Raw genomic sequence first — 13,931 nt, forward strand, 5'->3', positions numbered from 1 at the left:
CCCCGACCAACCCGGAGCGGGTTCTGGGGTTGGAACTGCAGGCGGGTGCCTGGGATGGCGTACAGGGGCAGGTGAGCCGCTGGCAGGCTTGAAATTGTGCCTTTCGCTGCCGATCTTTAGGAAGGCAGAGGAGACACATGTGGCAGATGTTCTGACAAACGCACGGGCCTATACCCCGCAGGAGATCGACGCAGAGCTGGACGCGCTGGCGGCGCGGTACCGGGCGGCCGGCGGGTTCGGCGTTGACCTCTTGAACCGGCTGGGCGGCAGCGGCGAGAGCCTGCTGGAACGGCTGCCGGAACCGGTGCGGGCCGGGCTGACCGGTGCCACGGAGACCGCGCTGCGGGTTGCTATGAAGGGCGCCAGCCAGTCGCGCCGCCTGGTGCCGGACCAGAAGCCCGGCGTTGACCGGATGGTGAGCGCGGCGATGGGCGCCGCGGGCGGCGCTGCGGGGCTGCCGGGCGCGCTGGTGGAGCTGCCGGCCACCACCGCCTTTCTGCTGCGCACCATCCAGAGCGCGGCAGCGGAGGAGGGCTTTGACCCGGACGCTGAAAGCGTGACTTTCGACTGCATTCAGGTCTTTGCCGCGGCTGGGCCGCTGGCAGAGGATGATGGCGCGGATCTGGGCTTTGTCTCGGTCCGGCTGGGGCTGCCCGGGGGCTTGCACAAGCTCATTGCGCAGGTGGCGCCCAAACTGAGCACGGTGCTGGGGCAGAAACTGGCCGCGCAGGCGGTGCCCATTGCTGGCGCGGTGGCGGGGGCGGCGGTGAACTATGTGTTTTCCGGATATTACCGCGAGATGGCGCATGTGCATTTCGGCCTGAGACGGCTGGCGGTTGAGGCGGATGTGGCGCCGGAGGAGCTGACGGCACGGCTGCGGCAGCGGTTGCAAGGCCCTGATGCAGCACGCTAGCTGCAAGGTTGACACAGAGACCTCTTGCGCTTGCCGGAAAGGCAGATTTAATCAGCCTTTCCTGCTAAGAGAGTAAGCATGATTCAATACAGCCTCAAATGTGCGGACGGGCATGCGTTCGACAGCTGGTTTCAGTCGGTGGCGGCCTTTGACAAGCTGGCGGCAGCCGGGATGGTGTCCTGCGCGGTCTGCGGCGGCACGCAGGTGACAAAGGCCATCATGGCGCCGCGGGTGCGCCCGGGCCGCAAGGCCGTGTCCGGTGTCGGCGAGCCGGAACCGCAGGCAGCGCCGGCAGCTGCGCCATCCCCTGCGCCTGCGGTCCCCGCACCTGTGCCCTCTGCGTCAGGGCCCGGCATGCTGAGCCGCCCCTCTGGCGAGGTGGAAAAGGCGCTGGCCGAGCTGCGCAAGAAGGTTGAGGAGAACTCCGATTACGTGGGCGGCAATTTCGTGCGGGAGGCCCGGGCCATGCATCTGGGCGAGGCGCCGGAGCGGGCGATCCATGGCGAGGCCAGGCTGGAAGACGCGCGGGAGCTGATTGAGGAAGGGGTGCCGGTGATGCCGCTGCCCTTCCGTCCCGGACGCAAATCAAATTGAGGGACAGAAAACTGAAGGACAGGGCAGAATGCATGCAGTTGTAACGGGAACCAGCCGCGGGATCGGCAAGGAGCTGGTAAAGCAGCTGCGGGATGCGGGCCATGAGGTGACGGGTACCTCGCGGGACCATTCCTCGGGCGTCAAGCTGGATGTCTCCGACCCGGGCCAGCAGGCGCGCTTTGCCGCCCAGATCAAGGGCCGCGCAGTGGATCTGCTGGTCTGCAATGCCGGCGTCTATATCGACAAGGCAATGGGGCTGGAGGATTATTCCGCCGAGGTCTGGACCAAGACGATGGCCGCCAATGTGACCGGCGTGTTCCTGACCGTGCAGGCGATGCTGCCGAACCTGCGGCTGGCTGAAAACCCCAAGATCGCCATCCTGTCGTCGCAGATGGCCAGCCACACCAGAGCGCCGGGCGGCAGCTATGCCTACCGCGCGTCAAAGGCGGCGGCGCTGAATATCGGGCGCAACCTGGCAGCCGACCTGAAGCCGGAAGGGATTGCCGTCGGCATCTATCATCCCGGCTGGGTGCAGACCGATATGGGCGGTTATGACGGCGATATCACGGTGCAGGAGTCGGTCTCCGGGCTGATCAACGAATTTGACGTCCTGACCCTGGACACCACCGGCTGCTTTCACACCTGGGACGGCCGTATCCACCCGTACTGAGCGGAAACGGTCAGAACGGAGGCCGCGGCGCGGCACCGTGCGCAGGCACGGTGCCCTGCCCAACGGGCTGAGGGCCCGGCAGGGTCCGGTGCCAGGCGGGAGCGCGCCGCTGCGCGGGAGACTGCGGATGCTGAAAAGAGAAAAGCCGGCGCGCTGGGCGCACCGGCTTTCTTGTTTGCGTGCCGCGCCCCGCAAGCGGGGCGGGGGGTTATTCCCAGCAGCTGACCAGGACGGTCATGCCGGAGGCCAGACGGGTCATTGCCGCGTTTGGCAGGCTGCCGCCGGAGGCGGGCTGTGCGGCGGGGCTGAGGCCCGCATCGTTCAAGGCGCCGCGGATTACCTCGGCGTTCACCGCAAAGCTGACACCTTCGGGCAGCTGTTTGCCGCCGGACTGCTGCGGCAGCAGCATCCCCAGAACCGCGCCGGTTGCATCCAGCACCGGGCCGCCGGCGTCGCCGGGCTGGGCTGCCAGCTCCAGCCGGGCGACATTGGTGTTGCCGTCCAGGCTCTTCACGTCAGCGATCTTGCCCCAGGTGAGGCTGGGAGCGCCGAGCACGCCCTCGTAGGAGAAGCCGGAGACCGCGACCTCGGACTGCAGCCGCGGGGAAGCGGTGCTGAGGCCTGCCACTGCGGCGGGCGCCAGCGGCTGTGCCGGTTTGAGCACTGCGATGCCGTCGGCGGTGTTATTGGCGGCGATGCTGGCTTCATAGCCGTGGTCCAGGGTGATCCGGGTGCAGCCGGCCACCACGTCCGAAGTGGTCAGGACGCTGCCATTGCCGTCCACGAAGAAACCGCTGCGCGACAGCTTCGGCTTGCGGATCTCCAGGCCGGACACGAGGTCGACGCTTTGCACAGCGTCGCCGCCCTCAGCCGGGTCCAGAACCCCGTCGAGGCGGGTAAAGCTGGACTGCATCGCGGCCAGAACACGGGCGCGGCGGTCTTCGTCACCGGCGGGCCAGACCAGGGTGAAGCCCTTGATCTCGCCGTTTTTCAGGCTGGCCTGGGTGAAGGAAACGATGTTGCCGTTGCGGCCTTCGATGGTGAAGCTGTTGGCGCCGCGTTCGCGCGGGCCGTCCAGCGGCACGATTTCCAGCGTTTGCAGGATGTCGTAGAGGCCGAACAGGGTGCGCTTGTCGCCGGGCTGGCTGATCAGCAGCAGCTGGGCGCCCAGATCGCCTTTGCTGGTGTAATGCGCAAAGGGCGATTCATAGCGGTCAAAGGCAACTTCATCCGCCGGGATCTGCAGCGCGATGCCGGCCTTGGCGTCCTCGGCCCGGGCCATGCCGACCGAGATCAGCGGCGCGTTGTACTCATCCATCAGTACCTGGCGCTGCGCGGTGGTCAGCACGCCGGTCGGCTCAAATCCGCGGGCTGCCTGCCAGTCGCTCATCGAGGCGCGGGTGCCGCGGCCGAAGGCGCCGTCGATGCCGGAATTGTAGAAGCCTGCCGCCTTCAGGGCAACCTGCAGCTCCATCCGCTGTTCACGGCTGAGCGCGCTTTCGCTGCGCCGCGCCTGGGCCGGGGTTTCATCCGGAAGGGTGGTCTGCAGGGCGGTTTGCGGCTGCGGTTCAGGTTCCTGCACCGCGGGTTCCACAGGGGCCGGGGCGGGTTCCGCGGGCTGGGTGGCATCCGCGGCGACCGGGTAGAACTGGTTGCCCAGGTTGCGTTCAAAGGCGATGAAGCTGTCGCGCGGGATCTGACCCTCGGCGCGGTAGACCTGCAGCACGCGTTCGGCGTCATCACGGGAATAGGGGCCGAGCACCACACCGTACCAGCCGCCGCCAATCGAATAGCCGGAGACATCGGGCAGGCGGGCGGCATAGCTGCGGGCCTCGTTTTCAGCCTCGCGCAGGGAGGGGCGGGCGGCGATCTGGATCCAGACGCCATCGCGGCTGCTTTGCGCCGAAACAGGCGCCGTGAACGCAATGGCCAGCGCAATCAGCGGCAGGGCCAGAGCGGCAAACAGTTTTTTCATGGTCAGGGCCTCGTATCCCGGAAGTACTCTTATTCTTTGAGGCGGAGATAAAGCATTTTGCGGCGGCAAAGGGAACTCCTCATGACAGGGGGAATTCCCGGCCCGTTGCCGCATTCCCGCACTTTTGTTGCCGATGCGATGCGGGCATCAGGGCAAGGACGGGGCTTCGGCAGGCAGAGGGCGTTGACCCTGCCAAGAGCCTTGCATAGGAAGAACACCGCAATTGCTGCCCCAGATGCCCCCAAAGGGATAAGAGATGACCCAGACCAACGGCGCGCCGCGCTCCTTCCAAGAGATTATCCTGAGGCTCCAGAATTACTGGGCCGCCAAAGGCTGCGCGGTGATGCAGCCCTATGACATGGAAGTCGGCGCCGGCACCTTCCACCCGGCGACCACGCTGCGCTCGCTGGGATCCAAGGCCTGGGCCGCGGCTTATGTGCAGCCCTCGCGCCGCCCCACCGACGGGCGCTATGGCGAGAACCCCAACCGGCTGCAGCATTACTACCAGTACCAGGTGCTGATCAAACCGTCGCCGCCGAACCTGCAGGAGCTGTATCTGGGCAGCCTTGAGGCGATCGGCGTTGACATGGCGACGCATGACATCCGCTTTGTCGAGGATGACTGGGAAAGCCCGACCCTGGGCGCCTGGGGCCTGGGCTGGGAGGTCTGGTGCGACGGTATGGAAGTTAGCCAGTTCACCTATTTCCAGCAGGTCGGCGGCCATGACTGCCACCCGGTGTCGGGTGAACTGACCTATGGTCTGGAGCGTCTGGCGATGTATGTGCTGGGTGTCGATCATGTGATGGACATGCCCTACAACGACCCGGACGCGCTGATCCCGCTGAGCTATGGCGACGTGTTCAAGCAGACCGAGGAAGAATACGCCCGCTGGAACTTTGACGTGGCCAACACCGAAGTTCTGCTGCGCCATTTCGAGGAGGCCGAGGCCGAATGCGCAGCGATCCTGGCACAGGAGCACGAGGACCCCAAGACCGGCAAGCGCATCATCATGGCGCACCCCGCGTATGATCAGTGCATCAAGGCGTCCCACATCTTCAACCTGCTGGATGCCCGCGGGGTGATTTCGGTCACTGAGCGCCAGGCCTATATCGGCCGCGTCCGCGCGCTGGCCAAGCAATGCGCCGATGCCTTTGTGCTGACCGAGGCTGGAGGGCATGCGCCCGAGAGCGCGGCCTGAGCAGGAGACAGCACGTTATGGGGAAACTCCTTGCCCTGATCCTGATCGTCTCCGGCCTCGCCGCCGGGGGGGCGATGTATTACCTGCAGGTCTATGGCTTCTATGATGAGGTCGCGCTGCAGCCGGGCCGCGATGTGATGCTGGTGCCGCTGGACGGCGGTGAGGCGCAGCCGATTGCCTATGCAGATTTCGAAGCGATTGACGCCGACAGCTCCCCCATCCGCTACCGCGCTTGCTTCAGCACCAAGATGACGCCGGACGCGCTGGCGCAGGTCTTTACCCTGTCGGACAAGACAGAGCCGCGCAACGCACCGGACTGGTTTGAATGCTTTGATGCCGCTGCCATTGGCGCCAAGCTGGCAGACGGATCGGCCAAATCGTTCCTGTCGGTCAAGAACATCTCCTATGGTGTCGACCGCATTGTCGCCGTCACCGATGAGGGCCGTGGCTATGTCTGGCATGAGCTGAATGACTGCGGTCAGAAAGCCTATGACGGCACTGTGGTGGGCGAGGAATGCCCAGCCCGGCCTGAGCCGGTTGGAAGCGAATGATGCTTGCCTTTCTGAATAGTACCGCCCGGCTGCAAGCCGGGCTGCGCCGTCCCGCCCCCCTGGGGCGGCGCAACAGCGCCACCCCGCGGGACGGCGCAGCCCTTCGTTCAGAAGCGGCTCCGTTCCGTCAACACGTATTTTCCGCGCCCCGCGCGGCCACGCCCGAGGATATCTGATGCCCGATCTGCTGATTGAACTGTTTTCCGAGGAGATCCCGGCCCGCATGCAGGCGCGTGCCGCCGAGGACTTGAAAAAGCGCGTGACCGATGGTCTGGTCGAGGCGGGTCTGACCTATGCCGGGGCCGCCGCGCTGTCGACGCCGCGCCGCCTGACGCTGGCAGTGGACGGCCTGCTGGCGGAAAGCCCGACCATCCGCGAAGAGCGCAAAGGGCCGAAAGTGGGCGCGCCGGACAAGGCCATCGAGGGCTTTCTGCGCGGTGCGGGCCTGAGCCGCGAGCAGCTGGAAGAGCGTGAAACGCCGAAAGGCGCGGTCTATTTCGCGATGATCGAAAAGCCGGGCCGCCCGGCAGCCGAAATCATTGCCGAGGTGCTGGAAGACACCATCCGCAACTTCCCCTGGCCGAAATCCATGCGCTGGGGCGCGGGGTCCCTGCGCTGGGTGCGGCCCTTGCATTCGATCCTCTGCATCCTGTCGGATGAGGCAGGCGCAGCCGTGGTCGATCTGGACATCGACGGTATCAAGTCCGGCAACACCACCCGCGGCCACCGCTTCATGGCGCCGGACGAGATCACCGTCACCGGTTTTGACGACTATGCCGCCAAGCTGAAGCGCGCCCATGTGGTGCTGGATGCCCGCGAGCGGGGTGAGGCGATCTGGCAGGAAGCGACCAATCAGGCCTTTGCCAATGGGCTGGACGTGGTTGAGGACAAGGGGCTCTTGGCCGAGGTTGCCGGGCTGGTCGAGTGGCCGGTGGTGCTGATGGGCGCGATTGACGAAGAATTCCTGGCGCTGCCGCCGGAGGTCTTGCAGACCTCGATGAAGGAACACCAGAAGTTTTTCTCGGTGAAGAACCCCAAGACCGGGCGGATCGAGAAATTCATCACCGTGGCCAACCGCGAGACCGCGGACAATGGCGCCACCATTCTGGCGGGCAACCAGAAGGTCCTGTCGGCGCGTCTGGCGGATGCCAAGTTCTTCTGGGAGAACGACCTGCGCACCGCGAAATCCGAGGCGGGCATGAGCGCCTGGGTGGAGAACCTGGGCAACGTGACCTTCCACAACAAGCTGGGCACGCAAGCCGCGCGGATTGACCGTATCGCCGCGCTGGCACGCGAGATCGCGCCGGTGGTGGGCGCTGATGCCGGTCTGGCAGAGCAGGCGGCGCGGGTGGCGAAGGCCGACCTCAGCTCGGAAATGGTCTATGAGTTTCCGGAACTGCAGGGGCTGATGGGGCGCTATTACGCCGAGGCTGCGGGCCTGCCGCAGGAAGTGGCAAACGCCTGCGAGCAGCATTATTCGCCGCTGGGGCCGGGCGATGATGTGCCGTCGGAGCCGGTTTCTGTTGCGGTGGCGCTGGCCGACAAGCTGGACACGCTGACTGGTTTCTGGGCCATCGACGAAAAGCCCACCGGCTCCAAAGACCCCTTCGCCCTGCGCCGCGCCGCGCTGGGGGTGATCCGGCTGGTGCTGGAGAATGATGTGCGGATGCCACTGGACCGGTTCTTCGACAGCCAGCTTCTGCGGGCCGAAAGCGCCGCCAATGGTGCGCTGCCGGAGGAGACCGTGAATAGCCTGCTGCAGGAGATTGCGGAACACGGCGTATTCGGGTCCGCTTTTGAGGCCGTGAAAGAGAGCCTTGGCGGGTCCCCTGCGGAAGCTTTCCTGAACCTCGAAAAGAAGGTTCCGGACACTTCGGACGACCTCCTCTCCTTCTTCCACGACCGCCTCAAGGTCTTCCTGCGCGATCAGGGCATCCGCCACGATGTGATCGACGCCTGCATCGCGATGGAGGGCAACGACGACCTGACGCTGCTGGTCAAGCGCGCGCGGGCACTGGAGGATTTCCTGAAAACCGAGGATGGCACCAACCTCTTGCAAGGCTTCAAACGCGCCAACAACATTCTGTCCCAGGCGGAGGAAAAGGACGGGGTGGAATACTCCTATGGCGCCGACCGCAAGTTTGCCGAGGACGACGCGGAAACCGCGCTGTTCGATGCGCTGGAGGCGGGCGGGGCGGCGATCTCTCCGGCCATCGAGGCCGAAGATTTCGCGGCAGCCATGCGGGGCATGGCCGCCCTGCGTGCCCCCATCGATGCGTTCTTTGAGGCGGTGCAGGTCAATGCGGACAGCGACATCGTCCGCCGCAACCGGCTGAACCTCCTCAGCCAGATCCGCCAGGTCTGCGGCCAGGTTGCCGACCTCACCAAGGTCGAGGGCTGAGAGAGCCGACGGCTCTTTCATCTTTATGAAAATACTCGCCCCGCAGGGACCGGCCTTACCGCAAGGGAAGGCCGGTTTTTCGTATCTGCGCCCGCCTGATCCGTTACTGCCCCGGTACAAGACCCTTGCGCCGTCGCGACTTGGCCTTATGGTGACTTTCAAAGGAGACGTGCTGCAGTGCAGAAAGATTTCGAACAGACCCCGCAGGCCTCGCTGATAACTTCGACAGCTCCCATTGCCACCGCCACCCACGGCGGCCGGGCGAAATGCCTGCAGCGGCTGGTGCGTCTGGACCTGCCGGTGCCGCGCACTGTGGCGCTGTCGTTTGACGCTGTGCACTCCATCGCCGAAGGGCAGATGCCGGATCTGAATGCGGTGCTGGCCGAATTCGACCCGGAGGCACTGTTGTGCGTGCGCCCGTCCTCGGAGGATCCGGATTGGGGCGGGCCGGGGGCGATCCTGAACATCGGCATGAACGATGCGCGTTATGTCGACCTGTGCGACAGTCTGGGGCGGGAGGCCGCGGCGGCGCTCTATCTGCGGTTCGTGCAGTCCTATGCGGTGCATGTGGCGCGGCTGGACCCGGATGTGTTCGACGATGTCGAGGACGGCGGCCCGGATGCGCTGAGCGAGATCCTGCATGCCTATGAGGCGGAGACCGACGAGCACTTCCCGCAGGACCCGGGCGAGCAGCTGGCGGCGGTGCTGCGCTCGATGGCGCGGGCCTGGGAGGGCACCTCGGCGCGGCTGCTGCGCCAGGCCAAGGGGGCGCCGGCCGATGCGGGCCTGGGCCTGGTGGTGCAGGAGATGATCCCCGGCGTGGGCCAGGGCGAATGCGGATCGGGCGTTTTGCAGCTGGTGAATTCCACCACCGGCATGCCGCAGCTGACCGGGCGCTACCTGAGCCAGAGCCAGGGGCGCGATGCGCTGGGGGCTGGGGTTCAGGCGATGTACCTTGCCAAAGATGCGCGCGGGCTGTCACTGGAGGAGCTGGCACCGGAGGCTTTTGCGGACTTGAAGGCCCACGCGGCGCTGATGCGCAGGAAGCTGCGCGAGGAAATGCAGCTGGAGTTCGTCATTGAGAACGGCCGGGTGCATATCCTGGACGGGGTGCGGGTGGTGCGTTCGGCACAGGCAGCGGTGCGGATTGCCATTGCGCTGGCCGAGGACGGGGTGATCCCCAAGGAAGACGCGCTGATGCGCGTGGACGCGCATATCCTGAACGAGCTGCTGCACCGCCAGGTGGCGCCGGACGCCGAGCGGGATGTGATCGGGCGCGGCATTGCCGCAAGCCCCGGAGCGGCCACGGGCAAGCTGGTTTTTACTGCTGCCGGGGCACAGGCCAGTGCGGCGCGCGGCGAGCCGTGCATTCTGGTGCGCCGGGAGACCTCTCCCGAAGACGTGCGCGGGATGCATGCGGCGGCCGGCGTGCTGACGGAAAAGGGCGGCATGACCAGCCATGCGGCTGTGATTGGCCGCGGTCTGGGTCTGCCGTGCATCGTCGGCGCCTCCAACATGAAGTTCCACAGCAAGCGCAAGATGCTGGAGTCCGCCGATGGCCGGGTATTCAACGCGGGCGACATCATCACCATCGACGGCAGCAGCGGCCAGGTGCTGGCAGGCCAGCCGCAGATGCTGGAAGCCGCTGAGGACGGGGCGCTGCAGACGCTGCTGGCCTGGGCTGATGAGGCCCGCGATATCGGTATCCGTGCCAATGCGGATACCCCGGAAGATGCTGAAATGGCGCGGAAATTCAACGCCCAGGGTATCGGACTGTGCCGCACGGAGCATATGTTCTTTGAACCCGGCCGGCTGACGGTGATGCGGGAGATGATCTTTGCCGAGACGCCCTCGGGCCGCGAGGCGGTGCTGGAACGGCTCCTGCCGATGCAGCGCGACGACTTCCGCGAGCTGTTCCGGATCATGGAGGGGATGCCGGTCTGCATCCGCCTGTTCGACCCGCCGCTGCACGAGTTCCTGCCTGCCACCAAAACCGGCCAGCGCGAGCTGTCGGAGGCTTTGGGCATTCCGGTCAGTGATGTGACCCGGCGGGTGGAGGAGATGGACGAGTACAACCCGATGCTGGGCCTGCGCGGGGTGCGGCTGGGCGTGACGGTGCCGGAAATCTACGACATGCAGGCGCGGGCCATCTTCGAGGCCACGCTGGAAGCCTCGAAATGGGGCGAGCCGGTGGTGCCGGAGATCATGATCCCGCTGGTCTCGGCCAAACGCGAGGTGGAACTGGTCAAGGCCCGCATCGACGCGGTGGCTGCGGCGGTGAAATCAGAGCGCGGTGAGGATTTCACTTACAGGCTGGGGGTGATGGTGGAAACGCCGCGCGCGGCGCTGCGGGCGGGGGAGATTTCGCCGCATACGGCCTTCCTCAGCTTCGGCACCAACGATCTCACGCAGATGACCTATGGCCTGTCGCGGGATGACGCCGGGCGGTTCATGTCGGAGTATGTGAACCAGGGGGTGTTCCCGGAGGATCCGTTCCATGTGCTGGACACCGACGGGGTCGGCGAGCTGTTAAAACTGGGGGTCCAGCGCGGCCGGTCGGAGAACGGCGAGATCACGCTGTCGATCTGCGGCGAGCATGGCGGCAACCCCGAATCGATTGCATTTTGCCGTGACGCGGGATTTGATTACGTTTCGTGCTCGCCGTTCCGGGTTCCGGTTGCGCGGTTAGCCGCCGCCCAGCTGGCGATTGGCAGCAGAACCGGGCAGGTTGCGCCAACTTACCAAAAATATTAGGAAAATTCAGGGCTTCCAGCTGCCGGAAGCGGTTCTGGCTCTGCATACGCGTTAACCATGCTGTCGCACCCCCGGGCGGCAAGCTGGACGTTCGGGGTCATTTCCTTTAAAGGCTGCGACCGCATGTGGCCGGGGCAACCGGTTGCAAGCTGCTAGGACGGGGGAACCCTGAATGAAATTGTTGACTATGATTGCCGTGATGGCTGCCACCATCACGATGGGTAAGAGTGTTGCTGCCGAAACCGGCCTGGATGCGCTGATCGAGCGTGAGCAGGCCAGTCTCAACGCGGTACCTGCGCGGAAGTTCAGCGGATTTTTCGGATTCCGCTCCAATCCGTTCAAGAACCGCAAGACCAGCACGCAACAGGTGGAGTACTCAAAAGCCTGGCTGGATTCCCAGCCCAAAGCGACCGGTGGCGAACAATTCGCCTGCCTGGCCGAGGCGTTGTACTTCGAGGCACGCGGCGAGACCGTGAAAGGCCAGTTTGCGGTGGCCGAGGTGATCCTGAACCGGGTCCAGAGCGAACAGTTCCCGAACACGCCTTGCGGGGTGATCAATCAGGGGACCGGGCGCAAGTACCAGTGCCAGTTCACCTACACCTGCGACGGCTACGAGGAAGTGATCCGCGAGAAGAAGGCGTATCAGCGGGTGGCCAAGGTGGCGCGTGCGGCACTGGACGGGCTGAAATCGGAACTGACTGCAGGTGCGACCTACTATCATACCACCGCGGTGCGCCCGCGCTGGAGCCGCACCTTCACAAATACCACGCGCATTGGTGTGCACCTGTTCTACCGCGACGACCGCTACCAGACCGCGATGAGCAACTGATGGCTTGAAGGCGGCATGAATGTGCCGCTTTCTGCTACTGGCATGGCGTATGCGGGACTGTTAAGAAGCCGCTGAAAGTCTATTGTTGGGACCCACACCTGACACAGCCAGCCAAAGGCCCGTTCTCCAATGCCCTCTGAAATCCGTCTCGCCTTTGCGCATCCGTCCGAGCGTTCGATGGCCACTGCCGCGCCGGGCCTGCTGGACCGTATTTCACTGCGCGATCATACAGTCGAGGTGGAGATCGGCGCGTTCCAGGCGGAGCGCGGCACCACCCAGCGGATCAGCTTCAACGTGGTGGTCGAAATCGCGCCGCTGCCCAAGGACCTGGACGACGATGTCGACCGGATCCTGTCCTATGACAAGCTGACCGAAGCCATCGCCCATGAATTGGCGGCGGAACGGCTGAACCTTCTGGAGACCCTGGCAGAGCGCGTGGCCGAGCGGATCCTGCTGGAGCATCAGGCGGTGCGCGCCTTCGTTCGGATCGAGAAGCTGGACCGCGGTCCCGGCGCGCTGGGCGTCGAAGTGGTGCGCTCCAAGGATCAGATCACCCATCTGGCAGAGGAACAGGACCGCCCGCATCCGCGGCTGATGTATCTGTCCAATGCTGCCATCGAGAGTGGCAATCTGACCACCTGGATTGACCAGATGGAATGCCGCAAGCGGCCGCTGATCCTGTGCGTCGGGACGCACCCGCTGGCGGTGCCCGAGACGGGGCACAAATGGACCCAGCGGCGGATCGACCTTTTGGCGATTGAACAGAATGCCTGGCGCCTTGCGGCCAAGGATGACCGCTGCGTCGTGGTGTCGACCCGGACCGAGCTGGACTGGGCGATGAAGAACGGCCAGATCTGCGTCTGGGCGCCGTCCAAGATCGTGCTGGATGCGGTGGACGGCCCTTCGGCGCCGCCCTCGAATTCTGTGGCGCTGGCCGCCTGGTTTGCGGCGACGTTTGAAGCTGGCGAGATGATTGTGCTTGGCGGGGATTTGCCTGATAATCCCGGTGTCCCCTTGCGGGCCGTCAGCGTGGAGCAAGCACAACTGTGACATATTACCGGCCGTTGGTTCAGCACGGCGACGCGCGTCCCGAAGGCGCGGTTCCGCTGGCAGGCAGTTCCTTGTGGTTCACCGAGGTTGAGATCCTCAGCCGCGATGCGCCGCCGCGGATTGTGCCTGCCGGTCTGGTGCCTGAGATGGAGCGCCGCCGCCTGAGCGCGCGGCGCGCGTCGATTGCCGGGCTGGATATGACCCAGCCGCAGATCATGGGCATTCTGAATGTGACGCCGGACAGTTTCTCGGACGGCGGCAAACATGCCGGTATCGAGGCTGGAAAGGCCGCAGCGCTGCAGATGGTGGCTGATGGCGCCACGATCATTGACGTGGGCGGCGAATCCACCCGTCCGGGGGCTGATGAGGTTCCCGAGGCCGAGGAAATCGAGCGCACGGCGCCGGTGATCGCGGCCATTCGCGCCGAATGCCCGGTGCCGGTCTCCATTGATACCCGCAAGGCCACGGTCGGCATGGAGGCGCTGGAGGCGGGGGCGAACCTGCTGAATGATGTCTCGGGCTTCACGTTTGATCCGGCGCTGGCGCCGCTGGCGGCGCAGGCCAGCGTGCCGGTCTGCGTCATGCATGCCCAGGGCGACCCGGCCACCATGCAGGACGATCCGCAATACGGAAATGTGCTGCTGGATGTTTATGACTTCCTGAGCGATCAGATCGACCGGCTGGAAGCCATCGGCGTGGTGCGCGAGCAGATCGTGGTTGATCCGGGCATCGGGTTCGGCAAGACGCAGGAACACAATTTGACGCTGCTGCGCAATCTCAGCCTGTTTCACGGGCTTGGCTGCCCGGTGCTGCTGGGGGTGTCGCGCAAGAAATTCATCGGCACCATCGGCGATGCGCCGCGCGCAGATGCAAGGGCGCCGGGGTCGATTGCGGTAGGGCTTGCAGCGCTGGCGCAAGGCGTGCAATTCCTGCGGGTGCATGACGTGGCTGAGACGGTTCAGGCCCTGCGGCTTTGGCAGGCGGTCCGGTAAGGCC

Annotated in this window: 11 protein-coding genes and 1 pseudogene; 11 read left to right on the forward strand and 1 reads right to left on the reverse strand. The window is 65.2% G+C overall.

Annotated features, from left to right (window positions below):
• From RA26_RS23170 to RA26_RS12060, 4 genes and pseudogenes are all read left to right on the forward strand, one after another.
• Positions 1 to 92: pseudogene (locus tag RA26_RS23170) on the forward strand (GNAT family N-acetyltransferase); the annotation flags it as partial.
• 47 nt (positions 93 to 139) lie between these two features.
• The gene (locus tag RA26_RS12050) at positions 140 to 913 is read left to right on the forward strand and encodes an EcsC family protein (protein WP_052272411.1); all 774 of its coding nucleotides are present in this window, start codon (positions 140 to 142) and stop codon (positions 911 to 913) included.
• A gap of 78 nt (positions 914 to 991) precedes the next feature.
• Positions 992 to 1,507: a DUF1178 family protein gene (locus RA26_RS12055; protein WP_039183997.1), complete on the forward strand. Its 516-nt coding sequence runs from the start codon at positions 992 to 994 to the stop codon at positions 1,505 to 1,507.
• A 28-nt stretch (positions 1,508 to 1,535) separates the two neighbouring features.
• Entirely contained in the window at positions 1,536 to 2,177 is a 642-nt protein-coding gene (locus RA26_RS12060; protein WP_039183999.1) for an SDR family oxidoreductase, read from the forward strand.
• A 208-nt stretch (positions 2,178 to 2,385) separates the two neighbouring features.
• Here RA26_RS12060 and RA26_RS12065 read toward each other — a convergent pair whose 3' ends face one another.
• On the reverse strand, positions 2,386 to 4,152 hold the full coding sequence (locus RA26_RS12065; protein WP_039184000.1) for a trypsin-like peptidase domain-containing protein: 1,767 nt from the start codon (positions 4,150 to 4,152) through the stop codon (positions 2,386 to 2,388).
• 256 nt (positions 4,153 to 4,408) lie between these two features.
• On the opposite strand from RA26_RS12065, the gene RA26_RS12070 reads away from it, so the two are divergent.
• From RA26_RS12070 to folP, 7 genes are all read left to right on the forward strand, one after another.
• On the forward strand, positions 4,409 to 5,350 hold the full coding sequence (locus RA26_RS12070; RefSeq protein WP_039184001.1) for a glycine--tRNA ligase subunit alpha: 942 nt from the start codon (positions 4,409 to 4,411) through the stop codon (positions 5,348 to 5,350).
• A gap of 17 nt (positions 5,351 to 5,367) precedes the next feature.
• A complete protein-coding gene (locus RA26_RS12075; RefSeq protein ID WP_039184003.1) occupies positions 5,368 to 5,901 on the forward strand; it encodes a DUF6446 family protein in 534 nt (177 codons plus the stop codon).
• A 175-nt stretch (positions 5,902 to 6,076) separates the two neighbouring features.
• Positions 6,077 to 8,302, forward strand: coding sequence for a glycine--tRNA ligase subunit beta (glyS, locus tag RA26_RS12080; RefSeq protein WP_039184004.1), 2,226 nt, complete (start codon positions 6,077 to 6,079; stop codon positions 8,300 to 8,302).
• Between the two features lie 177 nt (positions 8,303 to 8,479).
• Positions 8,480 to 11,056 carry a putative PEP-binding protein gene (locus RA26_RS12085; RefSeq protein ID WP_039184006.1) on the forward strand — a complete coding sequence of 859 codons (2,577 nt, stop codon included), beginning with the start codon at positions 8,480 to 8,482 and terminating at the stop codon, positions 11,054 to 11,056.
• Between the two features lie 172 nt (positions 11,057 to 11,228).
• The gene (locus tag RA26_RS12090) at positions 11,229 to 11,885 is read left to right on the forward strand and encodes a cell wall hydrolase (RefSeq protein WP_039184007.1); all 657 of its coding nucleotides are present in this window, start codon (positions 11,229 to 11,231) and stop codon (positions 11,883 to 11,885) included.
• A gap of 129 nt (positions 11,886 to 12,014) precedes the next feature.
• Entirely contained in the window at positions 12,015 to 12,935 is a 921-nt protein-coding gene (locus RA26_RS12095; RefSeq protein WP_039184008.1) for a dihydroneopterin aldolase, read from the forward strand.
• A complete protein-coding gene (gene folP, locus RA26_RS12100; protein WP_039184010.1) occupies positions 12,932 to 13,927 on the forward strand; it encodes a dihydropteroate synthase in 996 nt (331 codons plus the stop codon). Before RA26_RS12095 ends, folP begins: the two co-directional genes overlap by 4 nt.
• Positions 13,928 to 13,931 lie beyond the last annotated feature (4 nt).

This window comes from Leisingera sp. ANG-M7 (genome assembly GCF_000813965.1).
In the GTDB taxonomy this organism is placed as follows: Bacteria; Pseudomonadota; Alphaproteobacteria; order Rhodobacterales; family Rhodobacteraceae; genus Leisingera.